Source organism: Mycobacterium stomatepiae (assembly GCF_010731715.1).
GTDB classification, from domain to species: Bacteria; Actinomycetota; Actinomycetes; order Mycobacteriales; family Mycobacteriaceae; genus Mycobacterium; species Mycobacterium stomatepiae.
Map to the genome: position 1 here is coordinate 5,481,555 of NZ_AP022587.1, position 24,955 is coordinate 5,506,509.

General features: G+C 63.8%; 18 protein-coding genes, 3 rRNA genes and 2 pseudogenes. 14 read left to right on the forward strand and 9 right to left on the reverse strand.

Annotation, left to right across the window (positions count from 1 at the left end):
* Positions 1-15 precede the first annotated feature (15 nt).
* Positions 16-459: a DUF2550 domain-containing protein gene (locus G6N54_RS26100; protein ID WP_163793311.1), complete on the forward strand. Its 444-nt coding sequence runs from the start codon at positions 16-18 to the stop codon at positions 457-459.
* A 74-nt stretch (positions 460-533) separates the two neighbouring features.
* On the opposite strand, the gene G6N54_RS26105 is transcribed toward G6N54_RS26100, so the two are convergent.
* Positions 534-1,115, reverse strand: coding sequence for a cob(I)yrinic acid a,c-diamide adenosyltransferase (locus G6N54_RS26105; RefSeq protein WP_163793313.1), 582 nt, complete (start codon positions 1,113-1,115; stop codon positions 534-536).
* A 70-nt stretch (positions 1,116-1,185) separates the two neighbouring features.
* Here G6N54_RS26105 and murA point away from each other — a divergent pair, with 70 nt between their 5' ends.
* The 4 genes from murA (at position 1,186) to rrf (ending at position 7,909) form a co-directional block, all read left to right on the forward strand.
* Positions 1,186-2,439, forward strand: a complete 1,254-nt coding sequence (gene murA, locus G6N54_RS26110) for a UDP-N-acetylglucosamine 1-carboxyvinyltransferase (RefSeq protein WP_163793315.1) — start codon at positions 1,186-1,188, stop codon at positions 2,437-2,439.
* Between the two features lie 379 nt (positions 2,440-2,818).
* Positions 2,819-4,337 (forward strand): 16S ribosomal RNA (locus G6N54_RS26115).
* 285 nt (positions 4,338-4,622) lie between these two features.
* Positions 4,623-7,706, forward strand: a 23S ribosomal RNA gene (locus G6N54_RS26120).
* Positions 7,707-7,796: 90 nt separating this feature from the next.
* Positions 7,797-7,909 (forward strand): 5S ribosomal RNA (rrf, locus tag G6N54_RS26125).
* Together the 16S, 23S and 5S rRNA genes form the textbook arrangement of a ribosomal RNA operon.
* 46 nt (positions 7,910-7,955) lie before the next feature.
* On the opposite strand, the gene G6N54_RS26130 is transcribed toward rrf, so the two are convergent.
* Positions 7,956-8,447 (reverse strand): methylated-DNA--[protein]-cysteine S-methyltransferase, encoded by a 492-nt coding sequence (locus tag G6N54_RS26130; RefSeq protein WP_163793317.1) that lies wholly within the window; start codon positions 8,445-8,447, stop codon positions 7,956-7,958.
* Positions 8,444-9,938, reverse strand: a pseudogene (locus tag G6N54_RS26135) (AlkA N-terminal domain-containing protein). The gene G6N54_RS26130 and the pseudogene G6N54_RS26135 overlap by 4 nt, the downstream one beginning before the upstream one ends.
* Before the next feature lie 111 nt (positions 9,939-10,049).
* Between G6N54_RS26135 and G6N54_RS31770 the strand changes: the two are divergent.
* The 3 genes and pseudogenes from G6N54_RS31770 to G6N54_RS31435 all read left to right on the forward strand — a co-directional run bounded on the left by G6N54_RS31770 (position 10,050) and on the right by G6N54_RS31435 (position 10,788).
* Complete coding sequence (locus tag G6N54_RS31770) at positions 10,050-10,274, forward strand: Lrp/AsnC ligand binding domain-containing protein (RefSeq protein ID WP_163793319.1); 225 nt, start codon at positions 10,050-10,052, stop codon at positions 10,272-10,274.
* Between the two features lie 101 nt (positions 10,275-10,375).
* Positions 10,376-10,438, forward strand: a pseudogene (locus tag G6N54_RS31430) (VOC family protein); the annotation flags it as partial.
* Between the two features lie 65 nt (positions 10,439-10,503).
* On the forward strand, positions 10,504-10,788 hold the full coding sequence (locus tag G6N54_RS31435; RefSeq protein WP_332107615.1) for a VOC family protein: 285 nt from the start codon (positions 10,504-10,506) through the stop codon (positions 10,786-10,788).
* On the opposite strand, the gene G6N54_RS26150 is transcribed toward G6N54_RS31435, so the two are convergent.
* Positions 10,785-11,654: a LysR family transcriptional regulator gene (locus G6N54_RS26150; RefSeq protein ID WP_163793321.1), complete on the reverse strand. Its 870-nt coding sequence runs from the start codon at positions 11,652-11,654 to the stop codon at positions 10,785-10,787. The two genes, G6N54_RS31435 and G6N54_RS26150, sit on opposite strands and share 4 nt — an antisense overlap.
* Positions 11,655-11,744: 90 nt before the next feature.
* On the opposite strand from G6N54_RS26150, the gene G6N54_RS26155 reads away from it, so the two are divergent.
* Both G6N54_RS26155 and G6N54_RS26160 read left to right on the forward strand, forming a co-directional pair.
* Entirely contained in the window at positions 11,745-12,971 is a 1,227-nt protein-coding gene (locus tag G6N54_RS26155) for an MFS transporter (RefSeq protein WP_163793323.1), read from the forward strand.
* Between the two features lie 146 nt (positions 12,972-13,117).
* Positions 13,118-14,200: an alpha/beta hydrolase gene (locus G6N54_RS26160; protein WP_163793325.1), complete on the forward strand. Its 1,083-nt coding sequence runs from the start codon at positions 13,118-13,120 to the stop codon at positions 14,198-14,200.
* 3 nt (positions 14,201-14,203) lie between these two features.
* Here the strand turns inward: G6N54_RS26160 and G6N54_RS26165 are convergent, their stop codons facing one another.
* Positions 14,204-14,995: a PIG-L deacetylase family protein gene (locus tag G6N54_RS26165; protein WP_163793327.1), complete on the reverse strand. Its 792-nt coding sequence runs from the start codon at positions 14,993-14,995 to the stop codon at positions 14,204-14,206.
* A gap of 2 nt (positions 14,996-14,997) precedes the next feature.
* On the reverse strand, positions 14,998-16,611 hold the full coding sequence (locus G6N54_RS26170) for an adenylate/guanylate cyclase domain-containing protein (protein WP_163793329.1): 1,614 nt from the start codon (positions 16,609-16,611) through the stop codon (positions 14,998-15,000).
* 45 nt (positions 16,612-16,656) lie between these two features.
* Between G6N54_RS26170 and nucS the strand changes: the two genes are divergently transcribed.
* Positions 16,657-17,328 carry an endonuclease NucS gene (nucS, locus tag G6N54_RS26175; protein WP_163793331.1) on the forward strand — a complete coding sequence of 224 codons (672 nt, stop codon included), beginning with the start codon at positions 16,657-16,659 and terminating at the stop codon, positions 17,326-17,328.
* A gap of 23 nt (positions 17,329-17,351) precedes the next feature.
* On the forward strand, positions 17,352-17,660 hold the full coding sequence (locus G6N54_RS26180; protein ID WP_163793333.1) for a hypothetical protein: 309 nt from the start codon (positions 17,352-17,354) through the stop codon (positions 17,658-17,660).
* A gap of 14 nt (positions 17,661-17,674) precedes the next feature.
* On the opposite strand, the gene mce is transcribed toward G6N54_RS26180, so the two are convergent.
* Entirely contained in the window at positions 17,675-18,142 is a 468-nt protein-coding gene (mce, locus tag G6N54_RS26185; RefSeq protein WP_163793335.1) for a methylmalonyl-CoA epimerase, read from the reverse strand.
* Positions 18,143-18,220: 78 nt separating this feature from the next.
* Between mce and G6N54_RS26190 the strand changes: the two genes are divergently transcribed.
* Complete coding sequence (locus G6N54_RS26190) at positions 18,221-19,402, forward strand: acetyl-CoA C-acetyltransferase (protein ID WP_163793336.1); 1,182 nt, start codon at positions 18,221-18,223, stop codon at positions 19,400-19,402.
* Between the two features lie 178 nt (positions 19,403-19,580).
* Positions 19,581-20,495, forward strand: coding sequence for a thioredoxin family protein (locus G6N54_RS26195; RefSeq protein WP_163793338.1), 915 nt, complete (start codon positions 19,581-19,583; stop codon positions 20,493-20,495).
* Between the two features lie 92 nt (positions 20,496-20,587).
* On the opposite strand, the gene glgB is transcribed toward G6N54_RS26195, so the two are convergent.
* Together glgB and G6N54_RS26205 are read right to left on the reverse strand one after the other, a co-directional pair.
* Positions 20,588-22,783, reverse strand: coding sequence for a 1,4-alpha-glucan branching protein GlgB (gene glgB, locus G6N54_RS26200; RefSeq protein WP_163793340.1), 2,196 nt, complete (start codon positions 22,781-22,783; stop codon positions 20,588-20,590).
* A gap of 24 nt (positions 22,784-22,807) precedes the next feature.
* Positions 22,808-24,898 carry an alpha-1,4-glucan--maltose-1-phosphate maltosyltransferase gene (locus G6N54_RS26205; RefSeq protein ID WP_232073023.1) on the reverse strand — a complete coding sequence of 697 codons (2,091 nt, stop codon included), beginning with the start codon at positions 24,896-24,898 and terminating at the stop codon, positions 22,808-22,810.
* Between the last annotated feature and the right edge of the window lie 57 nt (positions 24,899-24,955).

Below are 24,955 nucleotides of genomic sequence, written 5' to 3' on the forward strand. Positions count from 1 at the left end.
GTCTCGGATAAGGCGATGAGCGCGCCCATGATTGGCATGGTCGTGCTCGTTGTCGTCCTGGGGGTCGCCGTGCTGGCACTTAGCTACCGGCTGTGGAAGCTGCGCCAGGGCGGAACCGCCGGCATCATGCGCGACATCCCGGCAGTCGGAGGTCACGGCTGGCGGCACGGCGTGATCCGCTACCGCGGTGGCGAGGCCGCCTTCTATCGGCTGTCCAGCCTGCGTCTATGGCCGGATCGACGGCTGTCCCGGCGAGGTGTCGAGATCGTCGCCCGGCGCGCACCGCGCGGCGACGAGTTCGACATCATGACCGACGAGATCGTGGTGCTGGAACTGCGCGATACGACGCAGGAACGCCGGTCAGGTTACGAGATCGCGCTCGACCAGGGGGCGTTGACCGCGTTCTTGTCGTGGCTGGAGTCCCGGCCGTCACCGCGGGCACGCCGCCGCAGCATCTGAGCGTCGGTCGGCATCGAAACTGCGGTGAGGGCGCGGCTTTCGCGCCGATCGCGCTACGCGCAGGCTCGATGCCGCTACGGCCTACCCGCGCCGCCGCCCGGCCTCCACAGCACATCTCCGTCGGGGTTCGCTGCTCGCGACAGGATGAAGAGTAGATCCGACAACCGATTCAGGTATTTCGCGGGCAACACGTTGACATCGTTCGGTGCCGAATCGACCGCGGCCCAGGCCGCTCGCTCGGCGCGGCGCACCACGGTGCGGGCGACGTGCAACAGCGCCGACAGTGGCGAACCGCCGGGAAGCACAAAGGAATTCAGCGCCGGCAGCGGCTCGTTGTATTTGTCGCACCATCCCTCGAGCCGGTCGATGTAGGACTGAGCCACTCGTAGTGGAGGGTATTTCGGGTTCTCTACCACGGGTGTGGACAGATCGGCGCCGGCGTCGAACAGATCGTTTTGGATCTGGTGCAGCACGTCCGCGAGTTCGGAGTCGGGCCGGCCCAGGGCGATGGCGACGCCGATCGCGGAGTTGGCCTCGTCGCAGTCCGCGTATGCCACCAGGCGAGGATCGTTCTTCGAGACTCGCGAAAAGTCGCTCAATCCCGTGGTTCCGTCGTCGCCGGTCCGGGTATAGATACGGGTCAGGTGTACTGCCATGAACAAACCGTACTCGGCGAAGTGAATTAGCTGACTGACAAGCCGATACCGCTTCACTAGACTGACGCGGGTGGCTGAGCGATTCGTGGTAACCGGCGGGAACCGGTTGTCCGGCGAAGTCGCAGTAGGGGGCGCCAAGAACAGCGTGCTCAAGCTGATGGCCGCGACCCTGCTGGCGGAAGGCACCAGCACGATCACCAACTGCCCCGACATTCTCGACGTGCCGCTGATGGCCGAGGTGCTGCGTGGGTTGGGCGCGACCGTCGAACTCGACGGTGACGTCGCCCGCATCACCTCACCCGACGAGCCCAAGTACGACGCGGACTTCGCGGCGGTGCGGCAGTTCCGGGCCTCGGTATGTGTGCTCGGCCCGCTGGTCGGCCGATGCAAGCGGGCCAAGGTGGCGCTGCCTGGTGGCGATGCGATCGGATCGCGCCCCTTGGACATGCATCAGGCGGGCCTGCGGCAATTGGGTGCGACGTGCAACATCGAGCACGGCTGCGTCGTCGCTCACGCAGATACGTTGCGCGGCGCGGAGATTCAATTGGAATTCCCTTCGGTGGGCGCCACCGAGAACATCCTGATGGCCGCCGTCGTCGCCGAGGGCGTCACCACGATCCACAACGCCGCGCGGGAACCCGACGTTGTCGATCTCTGCACGATGCTCAACCAGATGGGTGCGCAGATCGAGGGCGCGGGCTCGCCGACCATGACGATTACCGGGGTGTCGCGGCTGTACCCTACCGAGCACCGGGTGATCGGCGACCGCATCGTCGCGGCCACCTGGGGGATCGCCGCTGCGATCACCCGTGGTGTCATCTCGGTGAGCGGTATCGATCCGGCCCATCTTCAAGTGGTGCTGCACAAACTGCACGACGCGGGCGCGACCGTCACCCAGGCTGACAATAGTTTTCGCGTGACGCAGTACGAGCGCCCGAAGGCCGTGAACGTCGCGACCTTGCCGTTTCCCGGTTTTCCGACGGATCTGCAACCAATGGCGATTGCGCTGGCGTCGATCGCCGATGGCACGTCGATGATCACGGAGAATGTGTTCGAGGCGCGCTTCCGATTCGTCGAAGAGATGATCCGGCTCGGCGCCGATGCGCGCACCGACGGGCATCACGCCGTGGTGCGGGGATTGCCGCAACTATCCAGTGCGCCGGTGTGGTGTTCGGACATCCGGGCCGGTGCCGGCCTGGTGCTCGCCGGGCTCGTGGCCGACGGCGACACCGAGGTCCACGACGTCTTTCACATCGATCGCGGCTACCCGTTGTTCGTGGAAAACCTGGCGATTTTGGGAGCGGAGATCGAGCGGGTACAGTGACCAAAGTCAGCGCCCCACAGGCGCGGTCACCACTCGAAGGGGACCGAGACCGGGGCTTGACTCCCTCGCCGGATTGGTACTAAGCTGGTACAGCTGCCCTCGCAGCGATCACCGCGATCGCAAGAAATTGGGGTAGACGCTCCTGCCGGATCTGTATTAAGCTGGTAGGGTTGCCCCGAAGAGGGTGAAACAAGTAAGAGTGTTGTTTGAGAACTCAATAGTGTGTTTGGTGTTTTTTGTTTGTTGTTGTTTTTTTGACCATACTTTTAGCACTCCCCGTGTGTGGGTATGGTCGTTTGTTGATGCCAGTTATATGGCGTCTTTTTGTTAGGTCAGATTTTCTCTGATTCGAAATACAGCTCGTTTATCGAGGAGTTTTTGTTTGGAGAGTTTGATCCTGGCTCAGGACGAACGCTGGCGGCGTGCTTAACACATGCAAGTCGAACGGAAAGGCCCCTTCGGGGGTACTCGAGTGGCGAACGGGTGAGTAACACGTGGGTAATCTGCCCTGCACTTCGGGATAAGCCTGGGAAACTGGGTCTAATACCGGATATGACCACGAGGCGCATGCCTTGTGGTGGAAAGCTTTTGCGGTGTGGGATGGGCCCGCGGCCTATCAGCTTGTTGGTGGGGTGATGGCCTACCAAGGCGACGACGGGTAGCCGGCCTGAGAGGGTGTCCGGCCACACTGGGACTGAGATACGGCCCAGACTCCTACGGGAGGCAGCAGTGGGGAATATTGCACAATGGGCGCAAGCCTGATGCAGCGACGCCGCGTGGGGGATGACGGCCTTCGGGTTGTAAACCTCTTTCAGCAGGGACGAAGCGCAAGTGACGGTACCTGCAGAAGAAGCACCGGCCAACTACGTGCCAGCAGCCGCGGTAATACGTAGGGTGCGAGCGTTGTCCGGAATTACTGGGCGTAAAGAGCTCGTAGGTGGTTTGTCGCGTTGTTCGTGAAAACCGGGGGCTTAACCCTCGGCGTGCGGGCGATACGGGCAGACTGGAGTACTGCAGGGGAGACTGGAATTCCTGGTGTAGCGGTGGAATGCGCAGATATCAGGAGGAACACCGGTGGCGAAGGCGGGTCTCTGGGCAGTAACTGACGCTGAGGAGCGAAAGCGTGGGGAGCGAACAGGATTAGATACCCTGGTAGTCCACGCCGTAAACGGTGGGTACTAGGTGTGGGTTTCCTTCCTTGGAATCCGTGCCGTAGCTAACGCATTAAGTACCCCGCCTGGGGAGTACGGCCGCAAGGCTAAAACTCAAAGGAATTGACGGGGGCCCGCACAAGCGGCGGAGCATGTGGATTAATTCGATGCAACGCGAAGAACCTTACCTGGGTTTGACATGCACAGGACGCCGGCAGAGATGTCGGTTCCCTTGTGGCCTGTGTGCAGGTGGTGCATGGCTGTCGTCAGCTCGTGTCGTGAGATGTTGGGTTAAGTCCCGCAACGAGCGCAACCCTTGTCTCATGTTGCCAGCACGTAATGGTGGGGACTCGTGAGAGACTGCCGGGGTCAACTCGGAGGAAGGTGGGGATGACGTCAAGTCATCATGCCCCTTATGTCCAGGGCTTCACACATGCTACAATGGGCGGTACAAAGGGCTGCGATGCCGTAAGGTTAAGCGAATCCTTATAAAGCCGGTCTCAGTTCGGATCGGGGTCTGCAACTCGACCCCGTGAAGTCGGAGTCGCTAGTAATCGCAGATCAGCAACGCTGCGGTGAATACGTTCCCGGGCCTTGTACACACCGCCCGTCACGTCATGAAAGTCGGTAACACCCGAAGCCAGTGGCCTAACCTTTTGGAGGGAGCTGTCGAAGGTGGGATCGGCGATTGGGACGAAGTCGTAACAAGGTAGCCGTACCGGAAGGTGCGGCTGGATCACCTCCTTTCTAAGGAGCACCACGAGAAACACTCCAATTGGTGGAGTGTGAGCCGTGAGGGGTTCTCGTCTGTAGTGGACGAGGGCCGGGTGCACAACAGCAGACAATTGCCAGACACACTATTGGGCCCTGAGACAACACTCGGCCGACTTTGGTCGACGTGGTGTCCCTCCATCTTGGTGGTGGGGTGTGGTGTTTGAGCATTGAATAGTGGTTGCGAGCATCTTGACGGATGCGTTGCCCTCGGGTCGCGCGTTCGTCAAAAATGTGTAATTTTTCTTTTGGGTTTTGTGTTCGTAAGTGTTTAAGGGCACATGGTGGATGCCTTGGCATCGAGAGCCGATGAAGGACGTGGGAGGCTGCGATATGCCTCGGGGAGCTGTCAACCGAGCGTTGATCCGAGGATTTCCGAATGGGGAAACCCAGCACGAGTTATGTCGTGTTACCCGTATCTGAATATATAGGGTGCGGGAGGTAACGCGGGGAAGTGAAACATCTCAGTACCCGTAGGAGAAGAAAACAAAAGTGATTCCGCGAGTAGTGGCGAGCGAAAGCGGAACAGGCTAAACCGCATGCATGTGTAACCGGGTAGGGGTTGTGTGTGCGGGGTTGTGGGATTGATATTTCTCAGCTCTACCTAGCTGGGGGGCAGTCAGAAAGTGTCGTGGTTAGCGGAAGTGGCCTGGGATGGTCTGCCGTAGACGGTGAGAGCCCGGTACGCGAAAACCCGGCACCTGCCTTGTATCAACTCCCGAGTAGCAGCGGGCCCGTGAAATCTGCTGTGAATCTGCCGAGACCACTCGGTAAGCCTAAATACTTCTCGATGACCGATAGCGGATTAGTACCGTGAGGGAATGGTGAAAAGTACCCCGGGAGGGGAGTGAAATAGTACCTGAAACCGTGTGCCTACAATCCGTCAGAGCTTCCTTGTGAAGTGATGGCGTGCCTTTTGAAGAATGAGCCTGCGAGTCAGGGACATGTCGCAAGGTTAACCCGTGTGGGGTAGCCGCAGCGAAAGCGAGTCTGAATAGGGCGCTTGAGTGGCATGTTCTGGACCCGAAGCGGAGTGATCTACCCATGGCCAGGGTGAAGCGCGGGTAAGACCGCGTGGAGGCCCGAACCCACTTAGGTTGAAGACTGAGGGGATGAGCTGTGGGTAGGGGTGAAAGGCCAATCAAACTCCGTGATAGCTGGTTCTCCCCGAAATGCATTTAGGTGCAGCGTTACGTGTTTCACCACGGAGGTAGAGCTACTGGATGGCCGATGGGCCCTACTAGGTTACTGACGTCAGCCAAACTCCGAATGCCGTGGTGTATAGCGTGGCAGTGAGACGGCGGGGGATAAGCTCCGTACGTCGAGAGGGAAACAGCCCAGATCGCCGGCTAAGGCCCCTAAGCGTGTGCTAAGTGGAAAAGGATGTGCAGTCGCAGAGACAACCAGGAGGTTGGCTTAGAAGCAGCCACCCTTGAAAGAGTGCGTAATAGCTCACTGGTCAAGTGATTGTGCGCCGATAATGTAGCGGGGCTCAAGCACACCGCCGAAGCCGCGGCAACCGTAAGGTTGGGTAGGGGAGCGTCCTCCATGCAGAGAAGCTGTCGGGTAACTGATGGTGGAGTTTGGAGGAGTGAGAATGCAGGCATGAGTAGCGATTAGGCAAGTGAGAACCTTGCCCGCCGAAAGACCAAGGGTTCCTGGGCCAGGCCAGTCCGCCCAGGGTGAGTCGGGACCTAAGGCGAGGCCGACAGGCGTAGTCGATGGACAACGGGTTGATATTCCCGTACCCGTGTATGAGCGTCCCTGACGAATCCATTCTGCTAACCACCCAAATGGTGGTCTATCAATCCCTTCGGGGAGCGAAGACCGCCGGCTGCGTGGGACCCGGGTGGGTAGTAGTCAAGCGATGGGGTGACGCAGGAAGGTAGCCGTACCAGTCAGTGGTAATACTGGGGCAAGCCTGTAGGGAGGGCGATAGGCAAATCCGTCGCTCATATTCCTGAGAGGTGATGCATAGCCGATTGAGGCGAATTCGGTGATCCTCAGCTGCCAAGAAAAGCCTCTAGCGAGCGCATACATGGCCCGTACCCCAAACCAACACAGGTGGTCAGGTAGAGAATACCAAGGCGTACGAGATAACTATGGTTAAGGAACTCGGCAAAATGCCCCCGTAACTTCGGGAGAAGGGGGGCCGACTTATTGTGAACAGCCTTGCGCTGCGAGCGAGAACCGGCCGCAGAAACCAGTGGGAAGCGACTGTTTACTAAAAACACAGGTCCGTGCGAAGTCGCAAGACGATGTATACGGACTGACGCCTGCCCGGTGCTGGAAGGTTAAGAGGACCCGTTAATCGTAAGGTGAAGCGGAGAATTTAAGCCCCAGTAAACGGCGGTGGTAACTATAACCATCCTAAGGTAGCGAAATTCCTTGTCGGGTAAGTTCCGACCTGCACGAATGGCGTAACGACTTCCCAACTGTCTCAACCATAGACTCGGCGAAATTGCACTACGAGTAAAGATGCTCGTTACGCGCGGCAGGACGAAAAGACCCCGGGACCTTCACTACAACTTGGTATTGGTGTTCGGTACTGTTTGTGTAGGATAGGTGGGAGACTGTGAAACTCTAACGCCAGTTAGAGCGGAGTCGTTGTTGAAATACCACTCTGACCGTATTGGACACCTAACTTCGAACCCTTATCGGGTTCAGGGACAGTGCCTGGCGGGTAGTTTAACTGGGGCGGTTGCCTCCTAAAATGTAACGGAGGCGCCCAAAGGTTCCCTCAACCTGGACGGCAATCAGGTGTTGAGTGTAAGTGCACAAGGGAGCTTGACTGCGAGACCTACACGTCAAGCAGGGACGAAAGTCGGGACTAGTGATCCGGCACCCCCGAGTGGAAGGGGTGTCGCTCAACGGATAAAAGGTACCCCGGGGATAACAGGCTGATCTTCCCCAAGAGTCCATATCGACGGGATGGTTTGGCACCTCGATGTCGGCTCGTCGCATCCTGGGGCTGGAGCAGGTCCCAAGGGTTGGGCTGTTCGCCCATTAAAGCGGCACGCGAGCTGGGTTTAGAACGTCGTGAGACAGTTCGGTCTCTATCCGCCGCGCGCGTCAGAAACTTGAGGAAACCTGTCCCTAGTACGAGAGGACCGGGACGGACGAACCTCTAGTGCACCAGTTGTCTCACCAGAGGCACTGCTGGATAGCTACGTTCGAACAGGATAACCGCTGAAAGCATCTAAGCGGGAAACCTTCTCCAAGATCAGGTTTCTCACCCTTTTAGAGGGATAAGGCCCCCCGCAGACCACGGGATTGATAGGCCAGACCTAGAAGCTCAGCAATGAGTGCAGGGAACTGGCACTAACCGGCCGAAAACTTACCAACACAATCGCAACCACTATTCTTTCGTGACTTTCGAGTCGCGCCGAATACCACACCCCCCACCAGTACACTTGAATGAAAAATAAATAGAGTTACGGCGGCCACAGCGACAGGGAAACGCCCGGTCCCATTCCGAACCCGGAAGCTAAGCCTGTCAGCGCCAATGATACTGCCCTATCGGGTGGAAAAGTAGGACACCGCCGAACATACACAAAAACACCCCCTGCAAAGGGGGTGTTTTTGCATTCTAAATTAATCGAATAAGGTCAAATTCGACCGCTCGCGCTCCAATTCGAGCAACGTCCGCTTGCGGCCGAGTCCGCCGCCGAACCCGGTGAGGCTGCCGTTCGCACCGATGACTCGATGGCAGGGAACGATAATCGCGATCGGATTATGGCCGTTGGCCAATCCGACGGCGCGTGCGGCGCCGGGTGAACCGATCTGCTCCGCAATTTCTCCATGCGACCGCGTTTCGCCATACGGAATTGTGAGCAGCGCCCTCCAGACCCGGCGCTGGAATTCGGTGCCCCGCAGGTCGAGCTCGAGGTCGAAAGTCGTGAGCTCGCCGGCGAAGTAGGCCACCAGTTGGTCGACGGCCGCTGCGAATGCTCCTGGGTCGGGCAACCAGTCGGCGCGGCTCGGTTCGTAGGTCTGGTCGACCATCCGCAGGTTGGTCAGGACCGAGCCGTGGCCGGCCAGGGTCAGCAGCCCGATCGGGCTGTCGATGCTGCGGTAATGGATCATGCGACCTCCTGTGGCGGCCATTGGTTTACCGGGTGCTGGAGCGTGGTCCACAAATGTTGGGCGGCATACGAGCGCCAGGGGCGCCAATATGCGCTGTACTCAACGAGTTTGCGCTGATTTGTCGGCAGGCCGAGCTGTTTGGCGGCGAGTTGGAGGCCGAGGTCGCTGGCGGGAAAGGCGTCCGGGTCGCCGAGGCCGCGCATCGCGATCACCTCTGCGGTCCACGGGCCGACTCCCGGCAGGGCCAGCAACTGGGTGCGCGCGCTGGCCCAGTCGCTTCCGGCGTCCAGCTCCACGCTGCCATCGAGGAGCCCGGCGATCAGCGCACTGATCGTCCGTTGCCGGGCCTTTGGGACCGCGAGGTGAATGGGATCGATCTCGGCGAGCTGTTCGATCGACGGGAAGGCATGCGTCAGCGCGCCTTCGGCGTCGTGCACGGGTGTCCCGTACGCGGTGACCAATCGGCCGACGTGGGTGCGCGCGGCCTTCGTCGAGACCTGCTGACCCAGCACCGCGCGCACCGCGAACTCGGCCTCGTCGACCGCGCGGAATGCGTTGCCCAGGCGCCTTGGCCACGACCGGTGCTAGCAGCGGGTCGCGGCTCAGGGTGTCCACGATCGCTTCCGGATAGGCATCGAGGTCAAGCAGCCGCCGGCACCGGGTGATCGCGGTGGTCAGATCGCGGAAGTCGTCGAGCACGAGTGTGCAACGCACGTGGTCGACGGCCGGAGTCAGCGCTACCACGGCGTTGCCGACCGGAAGCCGCAGGCTGCGCCGGTACGCGCCATCGCGCACCTCCTCGCACCCGGGAACGGCGCCCGCGGCCAGGTGGCCGAAGACGCCCTCGGAGGCGAAGGGGGTACGCACCGGCAGCCGAAGGCGCACTGTCCCAGGCGAATTCGCTTCGGTTCTTAAGGATCCGAACCGGGCCGCAGCGCGTTTGCGTAACTCGGTGGGTGTGCTTTCGAACACCAGCCGAACGGTGTCGTTGAACTGGCGGATGCTGGAAAACCCCGCGGCAAATGCGACATCGCCGAACGGCAGATCGGTCGTCTCGATCAGCAGCCGCGCAGTCTGGCTGCGTTGCGCGCGAGCGAGCGCGAGCGGTCCGGCGCCGACCTCGGCCTGCAACAGCCGCTCCAGCTGCCGGGTCGTGTACCCGAGGTGGGCGGCCAGGCCGCCCACGCCGTCGCGGTCCACCGTGCCGTTGGCGACCAGGCGCACGGCCCGCGCTACGACATCGCCGCGCACGTTCCATTCGGGCGAACCTGGCGAGGCGTCGGGACGGCAGCGCTTGCAAGCGCGGAAACCCGCTCGCTGCGCGGCCGCCGCGGTTGGTAAGAACCGCACATTGCGAGCGAACGGCGGGCGCACCGGGCAGCTGGGTCGGCAGTAGATGCGGGTGGTGAGCACGGCGGTGACGAACCAGCCGTCGAACCGCGCGTCCTTGGACTGGACCGCTCGGTAGCAGCGTTCGAAATCGTCGTGCACGCTTCCACAGTTACACCTGCCTGCCGACAAGACTGGCGGAAAAGCGACATGATCGTGGGCCGGTGGGCTACCGCGCATCATCAACGCTGACGCGCTCGGGCGTGGGTCAAGGTGACCGCCTATGTCGACCTGGGGCCGATCGACTCGGCGGCGATCCAAGCATTCGAGCGCGCGGTCGTGGCGCTTGCGGAGGTCATCGAATGTTGCCGCATGATGGGCACTCCCGACTACATAGTGCTGATCGCGCCCGCCGACCTGGTCGCTACGAGAAGCTGTATACGGACAAACTGTCGACCCGTCCCGGGATATCGAGGAACCGCTCGCAGATTGCGATGAAGACCGTGAAGTTCGGTTAGCCCACGAATGGAGTCCGCACGACCGCGCCGAGGCCCATCGCCGTCGAGAACTTCTCCCATGTCTGCATCGGCGTCTCCGACATGGACACGTCGCTGGCGTTCTACACCGCGGCGCTGGGCATCGACGTGATATTCGATGTCGAACTCGAGGGCGCCGGACTCGATGCGGTGACCGGCGGCGCGGCCCAGAAGGGCCGGATGGTCGGCGGATTGATCGGGGGAGCCATGGTCGAACTGCTCTTCCTCGGCGACGTTCCCGCCGCCCCGCCGGCCCGCACCGTGGCTACACCAATATCTCGTTTCGCGTCGCCGACCTCGACGAGGCCTACGCGGCCGTGCGGCGCCAGCACCCCGAGGTGCACACCGAGCCGGTGGTCGATATCGGCGGTGTACGAATGTTTTTCATTCATGACCCGGATGACACGCCGATTGAGATTCTCGAGCTGCCGGGTGGTGCCCGCACCACGGTGGAACTCTGGCGGCCCGGCAGCTAAGACGTTGCGGCCGAAGCGACGAAATCCCGGGCGGCGCGGGACAACGGCCGGCCCGAATCCCAGACCAGCCCGATATCGCGATAGGCGTCGGCATCGGCGAGGTGCAACACACTGACCCCGGGCGCATGCTCGCTGCCGTCGATCGGTGTCAGGCTGATGCCCAGCCCGGCTGCCACCAGCCCGGCGTTGGTGCTCAGGTTCGCCGATTCCAGGACGATGCGCGGCTGGAATTGTGCTGCGGCACAAAGCTCGTCGAGCAGCTGCCGCATGCCGAATCCCGGATGCATCGTGATGAACGGCTCGTCGGCGAGGTCCGTCATCGACACCGCCGTCGCATCCATTAGCCGGTGGTCGCGGGACACCGCGATGCCGAGACGCTGACGAAATAGGCTGCGCCAGGCCAGGGTTGGCTTCTGCGGTCGCGGTGACACCACCGCGACGTCGAGAAACCCGTCCAGTACCCGACCGCTGATCGTCTCGGCGGCGCCCTCCTCGAGCGTGAACGTCACGCGCGGTGAGACTTCCGAGAAGCCTGCGATCAACCGGGGGACGACGATTGATCCGAACGAACTCAAGAAGCCCAGCCGGATCTCCCCGGCGGTCGGATTGTTCAGGTCCTCGATTTCGCGTCGGGCCGAATCGAGCTCTAACTGGGCCCGGCGGGCGTGCTCGTAGAAGATCCGGCCATAGGTGCTCAGCGAGAGCCGTCGGCCGTGGCGGTCGAACAGCGGTACCCCGAGCCGGCGTTCCAGACGCGCCAGCATCCGGGTCAGCGTCGGCTGCGCAATATGAAGTTGTTGAGCCGCCGCCGTGACGTGCTGGAGCTCGGCGAGTGTGAAGAACCACTCGTAGTCGCCATCAGCCATGGCCGCCACCTTTACTTATGTCGTAAATGCATCATAATCTCGGCAATAATTCATTTCCGATTCGGTGAACCGGCGCGCAGCATCGTCTCTATGCCTTGGCTCGTCGCGACTCCTACCGCCCACCAAGCCGGGAGCAGCGGATACCGGCGAATGACCGCGGCGCTGTGCGGCGCCGGTCTGGCGAGTTTTGCCGCGATGTACTGCACGCAGGCGCTGCTTCCCGCGTTGTCCGCGTACTACCGAATCTCCCCGGCCACCTCGGCGCTGACGGTCTCGCTGACCACCGGAATGCTGGCCTTGTCCATCGTCCCGGCCAGCGTGCTGTCCGAGCGCTACGGGCGCATCACGGTGATGCTGGTCTCGGGGATCACCTCCAGCGTGATCGGGTTGCTGCTGCCGTTCAGCCCCTCGCTCGGGGTCCTGCTGGTCGGGCGGGCGGCCCAAGGCGTCGCGCTCGCGGGGATCCCCGCGGTCGCGATGGCGTTTCTGGCCGAGGAGGTGCACGCTTCGTCGCTGAGTTCGGCGATGGGACGCTACATTGCCGGGACGACGATCGGTGGCTGCGCGGGGCGGATCATCCCGGCGCTGGCCCTCGAAGTCAGCAGCTGGCGAGTGGCACTGTTGGTGTGTTCGTTGATGACGTTGGCCGCGACGGTGGTATTCGCCCTCCTGGTGCCCCGGTCCCAGTTCTTCACCCCGAAGACGGTGAGCACGCGGGCGACCACCCAGACTCTGCGGGCGCATGTGCGAAATCCGTTGTTGCTGAAGCTTTTTGCTCTCGCTTTCACGCTGATGGGCGGATTCGTCACCGTGTACAACTATCTCGGTTACCGGCTGGCCGCCGCTCCGTTCGCGCTGGCGCCGTCGGTGGTGGGCCTGCTGTTCCTGCTGTACCTGGTGGGCACCGGGACGTCGGTTGTGGCCGGACGGCTCGCCGACCGCCGCGGGCGCATGCTGGTGCTGGGCGGCGCCCTGCCGGTCACGGTCGTGGGCCTGCTGATGACGCTGCCGGATGCACTGCCCGTGATCGTCGTCGGCACTGGCGTCTTCACTGGCGGCTTCTTCGCCGCGCACGCGGTCGCCAGCGGATGGGTGGGCGCGGTGGCACGCCGGGATCGCGCCGAAGCCTCCGCGCTCTACCTGTTCAGTTACTACCTGGGCGGATCGGTGGCGGGCGCGTTGGGCGGGCTGGTCTACAACGTGGGCGGCTGGGCGGGCACCGTGTGGTTCGTGGGAACGCTGCTGATCCTCGCCCTGCTATTGGTGGCGTCGCTGGTGAGAGTCGCTGCGCCCGTGCGGGTTCGCAGCCTGTCGTAAACATCAGGCGCCTTCGCAATATGGCCTGAACATTGCGCAGTCCGGCCGATAGATTGCCCCCGGGCGGCGCACCATTGAAGTCTGGGCGATGAATGCGAAATCCAAGAGCAGCATGACGCCGGAAGACCCGGGGGAGCGTGCGTCAAATGCCAGAGGCCAATTCCAGATTGATGACCGCCGTCAACACCGCTGGAAACAGCTTGGGTGCCAGGGCATTACCGCTGGTATCAGATCGGGCGAAGCGGAAACTGATAGGCCGGCGGGCGACCACGATCGACGGAAACGTGCTCGACCCTACCTTGCAGATCATGCTCGGCGCGCGAAAAGCGATGGGACTGCAGGACCTCACTGACGGCGACCGGCCGGCCGTCGTGCGTGACAACATCCGCCAGACGGTCGCGCCGTTCAACCGCAATCCGATTGCGGGGCCGCTGGTCACCGACCTGACCATATCGGGAGCCGAAGGTCCCATCACCGCAAGGCATTACCGGCCCGCGCAGGCTGGCCGTGCACCGCTCCTGGTGTTTTACCACGGCGGCGGCTTCGTGTTCTGTGACCTTGATACGCACGACAGGCTCTGCCGATTGATATGTCGCGATGCCAGCGTCCAGGTGCTGTCGGTCGATTACCGACTCGCACCCGAGCACCCCGCTCCTGCCGCTCTGGAGGATGCTTACGCGGCGTACCGATGGGCCCTTTCGCATGCGGACGAGCTGCACGCCGATCCCGACAGAGTCTGTGTCGGAGGTGACAGTGCCGGCGGCAACCTGGCTGCCGTCGTCGCGCATCAAGCTCGCGACGAAGGCATCACCCCGGCACTGCAACTATTGCTCTATCCGACAACAGATTTACCCGGCGAAACCGCCTCGCGAAAGCTGTTCGCGAAGGGCTTTCTTCTGACCGCGAAAGACCTCGGCCTGCTCTGGTCGTACTACCTCGACGGCAGCGGAATCGACGCCGCCGACCCTCGTGTTTCTCCGCTGCGCAGTGGGGACTTCGCAGGCTTGCCGCCGGCCATTGTGGCTACCGCCGGGTTTGACCCGCTCCGTGACGAGGGCGAGTCGTATGCCGCGGCGCTCGAAGCGGCCGGCAACATTGTCGATCTACGCCGATTCGGCTCGCTGATTCACGGCTTCGGCCAATTCGACGCTCTCGGCGGCGCCTGCGCTTCGGCGCTGGCCGAAATCGCCTCGGCTCTGCGCGCCCATCTCCGTCACCACTGCGCGTAGTTGTCAGTCACCTCGCGCGGGCACGTCAAAGATGCTGCGGCGCATGGTGCCCGGCTGTGCGGCGGGATCGACGAACCATTCGTGGCTCAACACCAGTCCGAACAATTGGGGCGGCAACAGCATCACCAACCCGAACAACCGCGCGCTGAGCCCGCCGCCGATCTGGGAGCGATGTGCGGCGAAGGCATCGCGCTTTTGCCGGGCGAAGGGCCGCACGTCGATTCGGTGCGTGATCGTCGCCTGCGGTGCGTATGCGGTGCGCGCCGTGTCCGCGTCGTAGGGTGCCGGAAGTCGCAGCAGTCGACATACATCGCAAAGCCGGCGCAGTAATTCGCGTGGCATCGTCGCCTCGAGCACCCGCGGGGTTGCGGCCAACTCGGCGGCACGCTTGCCGACGTGATGGACCTGCACATGATCCCGGTGCCCATAGCCGCCGTTGGCCTGATAGCTCAGCAGGAGCTGTGCGTTCTCGTCACGAAGAATGGCGGCCAGCCGCTGTGCTGCCGCTTCGACCTCGGCCCGCGCGAACCTGACCCGGCCGGGCGGGTCCGGGTAGAAGACCGGCCCGTAGCCACTGTCGGCGTAGCCAAGGCACTCGACGCGGTGCACGCCGAGAACGCTTGCGCTCGAGAGCAATTCGTCCATGCGGGTGTCGTCGTCCTCGTCGCTCACGCGTCCGTCCGTCGCGGTCACGAGGATTACCCGATGCCCCGCCGCGACCGCTCCGGCGATCGTGCCTCCGGTGAGGACCACCTCGTCGTCGGGATGAGCGTGAAAGGCGACGAGTGTTGCCACGGCTACTCGCTGGCCACCGGCGAGGCTAGCCGGGTGGGGTGATCGTGCCCGCGAAGTGTCACGGCGCCCCCCAAAGACCAACGGGCACTCTCGCTTTCGCTCGCACCCTGAACTGCTTCCGCGGTTGCCAACAGTCCGCCCGGGTGCGATTTGGCCAGCTCGCACAGCCGGGCCGCCTCGTTCACCGGTTCGCCGATCACGGTGTATTCGAAACGCTCCTGCGCGCCGACATTACCGGCGATTACCCGACCGGCCGCCACGCCGATGCCGGCCTCGAGCTCGGACATCTCGTGCGCCAGCCGGTGGCAGATCGCGCGCGCCGCGGCCAGCGCCTCGTCTTCGGGACGGTCGAGATGATTCGGCGCGCCGAAAATGGCCAGCGATGCGTCGCCCTCGAACTTGTTGACCAGGCCGTGGTATCGGTCGACTTCCTCGACGACGATCGCGAAGAACCGGTTGAGCACCTGAACGACTTCGGTCGGCGGCCGGCTGGTCACCAACTGGGTGGAGCCGACGATGTCGATGAACACGACCGCCACGTGGCGCTCTTCGCCGCCCAGTTTCGGCTTCTCGCGTTCGGCGGCCAGGGCGACCTCGCGCCCGACGTGGCGGCCGAAGAGATCCCGAACCCGCTCGCGCTCGCGCAGCCCATCGACCATTGAGTTGAAACCGCGCTGCAGCTCCCCGAGTTCGGTGCCGTCGAACACCACCAGCTGGCCCCGCAGATCGCCCTGCTCGACGCGTTTGAGGGCCGCGCGCACCACCCGAACCGGTGTCGCCGTCAACCAGGACAGGATCCACATCAGGATGAAGCCGAAGATCAGCGTCACGGTCGCGACGATCAGCACCGCGACGCTGAGTTGGGTCTCGCTCAGATTTCCCAGCACCAGCGCGAAGAAGGCGATCATTGCGATGCCGAATACCGGCACACCGGAACCGAGCAGCCAGACCGTCAGGGTCCGGCCCATGATGCCCGGCGCCAGCCGCTGCGGGGCGCGCCCGGCCTCGAGGGCCTGGGCGGCCACCGGTCGCAAGGCGAACTCGGTGAACAGGTAGCAGGCGGTGGCCACCAGAATGCCGCAGATGCTCACCGAGAAGCCCACGATCGGGATGAACAACGTGTTGATCAGCCCGTAGAGCGTGGTCAGTAGTGCCGTCCCGATGCCCCACAGCACGAGCACCCCGATCGCCAGCCAGAACGGGACCAGGAAGGTGTTGCGCTCGTCGTCGAGGGTGGGCGTGCGCTCTTCGATCGCCCACCGCAGGGCGGCCATCGTTCGGTTGGTGATCCAGAACGTGCCCAGCGCCAGCGCGACGGCGACGTATCCGGGCCCGACGACCCAGGTGATCCAGCCGGGCGCGTCGGAAAAGATGCTGGGCGAGGGCAACGCGACGGCCAACAGCAGCACGGCCACGCCGATCCCGATCAGATTCGTCGCGAGGATGAAGATGGTCAGGATGAGCTGGATGCGGACCCGCCGGCGGGCCTGACTCTCGGTCACCCGCCCGAGCAGCAAGGAACCGTAGGCGGGCGTCTCCTGCAGCCGGCCGCTCTGGCGGGTGACCCTTTCGAGAACCCGTCCCAAGCGTTGGGCCATGCTCTGGTTCGCCGACATGGTGGCGTCAGCCTAATTCGTTGACGACGCTCTAAGGTGAGTCGGGTGCGTCTAGTGATCGCCCAGTGCACCGTTGACTACGTTGGCCGGCTCACCGCGCATCTGCCGTCGGCGCGCAGGTTGCTGCTCTTCAAGTCCGACGGGTCGGTCAGCGTGCACGCCGACGACCGCGCTTACAAGCCGTTGAACTGGATGAGTCCGCCGTGCTGGTTGACCGAAGAGGTTATCGGCGAGACGCCGGTGTGGGTGGTGGAGAACAAGGCGGGCGAACAGCTGCGCATCACCGTCGAGGAGATCGAGCACGACTCCAGCCACGATCTCGGTGTCGATCCCGGGTTGGTCAAGGACGGGGTCGAGGCGCACCTGCAGGCGCTGCTCGCCGAACACGTCCAACTGCTGGGTGACGGCTATACGTTGGTCCGCCGCGAGTACATGACCGCGATCGGACCCGTCGATCTGCTGTGCCGCGATGCCGACGGTGGCTCGGTCGCGGTGGAGATCAAACGGCGCGGCGAAATCGACGGCGTGGAGCAGCTCACCCGCTACCTCGAATTGCTGAATCGCGACACCGTTCTCGCGCCGGTGAAGGGCGTGTTCGCCGCGCAGCAGATTAAACCTCAGGCGCGAACTTTAGCCGCCGACCGCGGGATACGTTGCCTCACATTGGATTACGACAAGATGCGCGGAATGGACAGCGACGAGTACCGGCTGTTCTGACTCGCCCGATTAGACTTGGCGCCATGGCTCGGCGCCGCACACCGCCTCGCCGGCAACAGCTGCCTTCGCTGTCGCCGGCACTGCGACGGGTGGAAACCGGGCCCGACGGTCACGAGTACGAAGTGCGCCCGGTTGCCGCCGCGCGTGCCCTGAAGACCTACCGCTGCCCCGGCTGCGATCACGAAATCCGTTCCGGCGTAGCGCATCTGGTGGTATGGCCGGCGGACTCAGTTGGGGGCGGCTGGCAAACCAGGGAAGACGATCGCCGGCATTGGCACACGCCATGCTGGACGAATCGGACAAACCGCAGCCCGACCCGAAAGTGGTCGTGAAATCTTGAGACCGGCTAGGAAGCCGGCTCGACCAACTCCATCAGTACCCCGCCGGCGTCCTTGGGGTGGATGAAGTTGATCCGCGAGTTCGCTGTGCCGCGGCGCGCAACCTCGTAGACCAGCCGAACACCCTGCGACCGCAGGTGCTCGCAGAGAGCGTCCAGATCGCTGACGCACACGGCCATCTGCTGGATGCCTGGCCCGCGCTTGTCCAGGAACTTCGCGATCGTCGAGGACTCGTCGATCGGGGCCATCAACTGGATCTGCGCCGTGCCAGGCTCGCCGTCCTGCACGGCGATCATGGCTTCGCGGATTCCCTGGTCCTCGTTGACTTCCTCGTGCACCAGCACCATTCCGAGGGTGTCGTGGTACCACTCGATGGCTGCGTCGAGGTCGGCGACTGCGATGCCGACGTGATCGATCGCAGTCACCAGCGAGGTGGCCAGGATCTGACGGGCGTCAACTTGATCGGTCGTCATCACATAAAGGTAACCTGGCGGCAAAGATTGCGCTTCTCCGGGAGGCCGAATCGGGCGTCCAAGCGTCGCTAGGAGGTTGTTATGACGACATCGGTGATCGTTGCTGGAGCACGGACCCCGATCGGCAATTTGATGGGTTCGCTGAAGGATTTTTCGGCGAGCGATCTAGGTGGTATCGCGATCGCCGGTGCGCTGGAGAAGGCGCAGGTTCCGGCGTCTTTGGTCGAGTACGTGATCATGGGCCAGGTCCTGACCGCCGGCGCCGGCCAGATGCCCGCCCGGCAGGCCGCCGTGTCCGCCGGAATCGGTTGGGACGTCCCGGCGCTGAGCATCAACAAGATGTGCCTGTCCGGTATCGATGCCATTGCGTTGGCCGATCAGCTGATTCGGGCCGGGGAGTTCGACGTGGTGGTGGCCGGTGGCCAGGAGTCGATGACGAAGGCGCCCCACCTGTTGATGGACAGCCGTGCGGGCTACAAGTACGGCGACGTCACGGTGCTCGACCACATGGCCTACGACGGCCTGCACGACGTGTTCACCGACCAGCCGATGGGCGCCCTGACCGAGCAGCGCAACGACGTCGACAAGTTCACCCGCGCCGAGCAGGACGAGTTCGCTGCGCGGTCACACCAGAAGGCGGCCGCCGCGTGGAAGGACGGCGTCTTCACCGACGAAGTGGTGCCCGTGAGCATCCCGCAGCGCAAAGGCGATCCGCTGCAGTTCACCGAGGACGAGGGCATTCGGGCAAATACCACCGCCGAGTCGCTGGCCGGCCTCAAGCCGGCGTTCCGCAAGGACGGCACCATCACCGCGGGCTCGGCGTCGCAGATCTCCGACGGCGCCGCCGCTGTCGTGGTGATGAGCAAGGACAAGGCGCAGGAACTGGGCTTGTCGTGGCTGGCCGAGATCGGTGCGCACGGGGTCGTGGCGGGGCCCGACTCGACGCTGCAGTCCCAGCCCGCCAACGCGATCAAGAAGGCACTCGGCCGCGAGGGCATCACGGTTGACCAGCTCGACGTGGTGGAGATCAACGAGGCCTTCTCGGCGGTGGCGCTGGCCTCCACGCGCGAACTCGGCATCGACCCCGAGATCGTCAACGTCAACGGCGGCGCCATCGCCGTCGGACACCCGATCGGCATGTCGGGCGCCCGGATCACGCTGCACGTCGCCTTGGAACTGGCACGGCGCGGTTCGGGCTACGGCGTCGCCGCGCTGTGCGGCGCCGGCGGCCAGGGCGACGCACTGATCCTGCGCGCCGGCTAACCGAGGCTGACCACTGGTCAGGGTTGCTGGGACGCCGGTTTCAGTGCTCGTTGTGATGTTGCTCTCATGAGCCGAGCGGCGGCCCGATCGGCTCCGATTTTCGCCGGGATTTTCCCGCGCGCCATCGCCCGCGACACCGGGTGGCTTGGTCGTCGGCGCGCATGACAGACTTGACGGCGTGACGCGTCCGAGATCCTCGATCGGGCCTGCGCTGGCTGGTGCGGTCGACCTGTCAGGTCTGAAGCAACGTGCTCAGCAGAGCCCGCCGGCCGCCGGCGCCGCGACCCGGTCGACATCGGCGGGGTCGGGAACCATCGAAGTCAGCGAGGCCAATTTCGAAGCCGAGGTGCTGATCCGGTCCGACGAGGTGCCCGTCGTGGTCGCCTTGTGGTCGCCGCGCAGCGAGACCTGCGTCGAGCTGGTCGACACGCTGTCCGGGCTGGCCGCCGAGGACGGCGGCAAATGGGCGCTGGCGACGGTCAATGTCGATGTCGCGCCCCGGGTGGCCCAAATCTTCGGTGTCGATGCGGTTCCTACCGTCGTGGCCCTGGCCGCCGGTCAGCCGCTGTCCAGTTTCCAAGGCTCGCAGCCGGCCGATCAGTTGCGCCGCTGGCTGGATCAGCTGCTGTCGGCCACGGCCGGAAAGCTCAAGGGCTCAACCGGTTCCGAGGACGATGCCGAGGTTGACCCGGCGTTGGCCCAAGCGCGCCAGCAGCTCGAGGCCGGCGATTTCGACGCGGCCAAGCAGTCCTATCAGGCGCTGCTGCAGACCAATCCGGACAGTGTCGAGGCGAAGGGCGCGATCCGTCAGATCGATTTCCTCACCCGCGCAACCGCACAGCGTCCCGATGCCGTGGCCGTTGCGGATGCCGCTCCTGGCGACATCGAAGCGGCCTTCGCGGCCGCCGATGTGCAGATCCTCAACCAGGACGTCACCGCGGCATTCGAACGCTTGACTGCGTTGGTGCGCAGCACATCTGGTGACGACCGCACTCAGGTACGAACCAGACTGATCGAGTTGTTCGAACTCTTCGATCCCACCGACCCCGACGTCATCGTCGGTCGGCGAAACCTCGCCAACGCGCTCTACTGATACTCCTCGACTGATACTCCTCGAGCCGAGCGCGTTAAATCCGCGCGGTCGCGACGATGCTGCGTCTGCTGCTCGCGGGGGCTGGCAGTTATCTACTCAGGTTCTAGCCACAGCGCCGAGTTGGGCGGCAACACCAGCTGCGCCGAGGCCGGGCGGCCGTGCCACGGGTCCTCGGTGGCATCCACGCCGCCGAGATTGCCTATCCCGGAACCGTTGTAGTCCGTCGCGTCGGTGTTGAGCACCTCGCGCCAACGACCGGCGCGGGGCAGACCGAGCCGGTAGCCGCTGTGCTCGGAGCCTGCGAAATTGAAGACGCACGCCATCACCGAGTCGTCCTTGCCATAGCGTAGGAAGCTCAACACGTTGTTGCCGGAGTCGTTGGCGTCGATCCAGGAATAGCCGTCGGGCGTGGTGTCGCGGCTCCACAGCGCCGGATGTTCGCGGTAAATCGCGTTGATGTCCCGGACGAAACGCAGCACCCCGTTGGAGAAGCCCTGCTCGTCGAGCTGCCACCAATCCAGACCGTTTTGCTCCGACCACTCGGCGCGCTGGCCGAATTCCTGTCCCATGAACAGCAATTGCTTGCCGGGGTGGGCCCACTGATAGGCCAGCAGGCTGCGCAGTCCGGCCGCTTTCACGTGATTGTTGCCCGGCATCCGGCTCCACAGCGTGCCCTTGCCGTGCACGACCTCGTCATGGCTGAGCGGCAACACGTAGTTCTCGCTGAACGCATAGAGCATCGAGAAGGTCATCTCGTGGTGGTGGAAGCTGCGGTAAATCGGGTCGCGGCTGATGTAGTCCAGTGTGTCGTGCATCCAGCCCATGTTCCACTTCATCGAAAAGCCAAGGCCGCCAAGGTTGGTCGGCCGCGTCACGCCAGGCCACGAGGTCGACTCCTCGGCGATCGTGACGATGCCCGGTGCGGCCTTGTGTGCCGTGGCGTTCATCTCCTGCAGGAACTGCACTGCTTCGAGGTTTTCTCGCCCGCCGTAGATGTTGGGTGACCAGCCGTCCGCGGGCCGCGAGTAGTCCAGGTAGAGCATCGAGGCCACCGCGTCCACTCGCAGGCCGTCGATGTGGTACTCCTCGAGCCAGTACAACGCGTTGGCGACCAGGAAGTTGCGTACCTCGCGGCGGCCGAAGTCGAAAACGTAGGTGCCCCAGTCCAGTTGCTCACCCCGCTTGGGATCGGAGTGCTCGTAGAGTGGGGTGCCGTCGAAGCGGCCCAGCGCCCACGCGTCCTTAGGGAAGTGCGCCGGAACCCAGTCCACGATCACGCCGATGCCGGCCTGGTGCAGTGCGTCGACCAGCGCCCGGAAGTCGTCGGGAGTGCCGAATCGCGATGTCGGGGCGTAGTACGAGGTGACCTGGTATCCCCAGGATCCGGCGAACGGGTGTTCGGCCACCGGAAGCAGCTCGACGTGCGTAAACCCATGCTCGACAACGTAATTCGTCAGCTCGGTGGCGAGCTGGCGGTAGGTGCGCCCGGTTCGCCACGATCCGAGATGCACCTCATAGGTGCTCATCGGTTCGAAGACCGGATTGCGCTGCGCCCGCTGCGTCATCCAGTCCCCGTCGGTCCAGCTGTAGCTGCTCGTCGTCACCCGCGATGCGGTGTGCGGGGGCACCTCGGTGGCGAAGGCGAACGGGTCGGCGCGTTCGGTGACGACGCCGTCGGCGCCGTGCACACGGAACTTGTACAGGCCGTCGGCCGGGAATCCGGGCCAGAACAACTCCCACACCCCGGTGGAGCCCAGCACCCGCATCGGGGCCTCGGTGCCGGTCCAGCCGTTGAACTCGCCGATCAGGCTGATGCCCTTGGCGTTCGGCGCCCATACCGCAAACGACACGCCGTCGACGACGCCGTCGGCCGTGGTGAACGAGCGGGGGTGGGCACCGAGCACTTCCCAGAGTCGCTCGTGGCGGCCCTCGGCGAACAGGTGCAGGTCGACCTCGCCGAGCGTGGGCAGGAACCGGTACGCATCGGCGGTCACGTGCGCGCCGGAACCGTAGTCCACCTTCAGCCGGTAATCGATCAGGTTCGCGAACGGCAGTGCGACGGCGAACAAACCGGATTCGAGATGCTGCATTGCGAACTCGTCGTCACCGACGAGCGCGACGACTTCCTGCGCATGCGGGCGGAATGCCCGGATGACGCTGTGGTCGCCGTACTCGTGGGCGCCCAGGATGCTGTGCGGGTTGTGGTGTGTGCCCGCCACCAGCCGGGCCACGTCGCCGGGGTCGGGCGCCAGGCGCGTTTGATCTGTTCGGCTCTCGGTTCGACTCATGCTGGTATCCCCTTTCGGGTCCTCTTACCTCCTGCGCAGCAACGTGTTTCGAGACTCCTGCGGGATGATTGGCATATTGATGACGTGCGCGACGGCCTGCCCGGGGTCGATGCGAACGTAGTTGGACTGCCCCCATTGGAATTCCTGGCCGGTTATCTCGTCGCGCACCCAGAACCGCTCATAGGACTCCATACCCAATGCCGCCATGTCTAACCACAGATTGCCTTCCTCGGGCCCGAATGCGTTGAGCGTCACCACCACCAGCACGCAGTCGCCGGTGGCCGGGTCGAACTTGCTGAAGGCCATCAGCGCGTCGTTGTCGACGCCATGGAAGTAAATAGTGCGCAACTGCTGCAGTGCGGGATGGACGCGTCGAATTGCGTTGAGTTGCTTCAGGAACGGTTCGAGCGACCTGCCCTCGGCGAGCGCTGTCGCGTAGTCGCGGGGACGCAATTCGTACTTCTCCGAGTCGAGGTACTCTTCGCTGCCCTCCCGTACCGCGCGGTGCTCGAACAGCTCGTAGCCCGAGTAGACGCCCCAGGCCGGGCTCATCGTCGCGGCCAGCACCGCCCGGATGGCAAACATGCCCGGGCCGTTGTGCTGCAGTATCGCGTGCAGGATGTCGGGCGTGTTCACGAACAGATTCGGCCGCCGGAAATCGGCGAGAGCGGAGATGTCATTGCCGAATTCGGTGAGCTCCCATTTGGCCGTGCGCCAGGTGAAGTAGCTGTAGGACTGGGTGAAGCCCAGCTTCGCCAGTCCGTACTGCCGAACCGGCGGGGTGAACGCCTCGGACAGGAACAGCACGTCGGGATCGGCATCCTTGACCTGACCGATCAGCCAGGCCCAGAAGTCGGGTGGTTTGGTGTGCGGGTTGTCGACCCGGAAGAACTTGATACCGTGGTCGACCCAGTGCCGGACCACGCGGAGCACTTCGTCGTATAGGCCGGCCGGGTCGTTGTCGAAGTTGATCGGATAGATGTCCTGGTATTTCTTCGGCGGATTCTCCGCGTAGGCGATGGTGCCGTCCGGCAATTCGGTGAACCACTGCCGGTGTTCGCGCGCCCAGGGGTGATCCGGGGCGCATTGCAGTGCCAGGTCCAAGGCGACTTCCATGCCCAGATCGCGTGCCGCGGCGACGAATTTGTCGAAGTCCTCGATCGTCCCGAGCTCTGGGTGGATCGCGTCGTGGCCGCCCTCGTCGCTACCGATGGCCCAGGGCGAGCCCACATCTCCGGGCGCCGCGGTGGGCGAATTGTTGCGCCCTTTGCGGTGTACCTTGCCGATCGGATGGATCGGCGGCAGGTACACGACATCGAACCCCATGTCGGCGATGCGCGGCAGGTCCGCGGCCGCCGTCGCGAACGTGCCGTGCACGGGGTTTCCGTCGGCGTCCCAGCCGCCGGTCGAGCGCGGAAACATCTCGTACCACGAGCCGAAGCGGGCCAGCGGTCGGTCCACCCAGACCCCGTACTGCTCGCCGCGGGTGACGATCTCCCGCAGGGGATAGGTGTCCAGGATCTCGTCGACCTCGGGTGCCAGCGCCAGCGCGCTGCGTGTTACCGGATCTCCCGGGGCCCGCAACGCCGCGGCGGCCGCGAGCACCGGATCACGATTCGTGCGCGGCACTCCGGTCGCCGCACGCTCGAGCAAACTGGCGCCGACCAAGAGATCGTTGGACAATTCCTTCTCGCCCTGGCCGGCATCCAGCTTGGCCAGCAGTCCGTGCCGCCAGCTGTGGATGGGGTCGCCCCAACCATCGACGCGGAAGGTCCATAACCCGACCCGGTCGGGCGTGAACTGGCCATGGAAGACGTAAGGTTCCAGGCCCATCGTCATCGGCAGCTGCAGCGGTTTGACCCGCTCGACGGGCTTACCGTCGACCGGGGAGGCCAATCGTTCCGGGGCCTGCACCGCCGTGACGCGGCGGGTCTCGGTGACCTGCGGATAGCGCGGCCCGAGGTAGCGGACTACCAGGGTCGCCGCGACCGCGTCGTGGCCTTCTCGCCACACCGCGGCGCTGACTGGGACCGTTTCTCCGACTACCGCCTTGGCGGGGCATGCGCCGCAGGAAACGACGGGTGCGACGTTATCGATCTCGACACGACCGGGCACCACCACTCCGTTCCATCCGATTGATTGCGGGCAAACCGCGGATTGTGGTGCGGCGCG

Bases quoted from the DNA above. Each gene is read 5' to 3' on its own strand.
- G6N54_RS26100 (WP_163793311.1), top strand. From the start codon at position 16: ATGAGCGCGCCCATGATTGGCATGGTCGTGCTCGTTGTCGTCCTGGGG.
- G6N54_RS26105 (WP_163793313.1), bottom strand. From the start codon at position 1,115: ATGGCAGTACACCTGACCCGTATCTATACCCGGACCGGCGACGACGGA.
- G6N54_RS26130 (WP_163793317.1), bottom strand. From the start codon at position 8,447: ATGATCCATTACCGCAGCATCGACAGCCCGATCGGGCTGCTGACCCTG.
- G6N54_RS26150 (WP_163793321.1), bottom strand. From the start codon at position 11,654: ATGGCTGATGGCGACTACGAGTGGTTCTTCACACTCGCCGAGCTCCAG.
- G6N54_RS26155 (WP_163793323.1), top strand. From the start codon at position 11,745: ATGCCTTGGCTCGTCGCGACTCCTACCGCCCACCAAGCCGGGAGCAGC.
- G6N54_RS26160 (WP_163793325.1), top strand. From the start codon at position 13,118: ATGCCAGAGGCCAATTCCAGATTGATGACCGCCGTCAACACCGCTGGA.
- G6N54_RS26170 (WP_163793329.1), bottom strand. From the start codon at position 16,611: ATGTCGGCGAACCAGAGCATGGCCCAACGCTTGGGACGGGTTCTCGAA.
- G6N54_RS26180 (WP_163793333.1), top strand. From the start codon at position 17,352: ATGGCTCGGCGCCGCACACCGCCTCGCCGGCAACAGCTGCCTTCGCTG.
- G6N54_RS26190 (WP_163793336.1), top strand. From the start codon at position 18,221: ATGACGACATCGGTGATCGTTGCTGGAGCACGGACCCCGATCGGCAAT.
- glgB (WP_163793340.1), bottom strand. From the start codon at position 22,783: ATGAGTCGAACCGAGAGCCGAACAGATCAAACGCGCCTGGCGCCCGAC.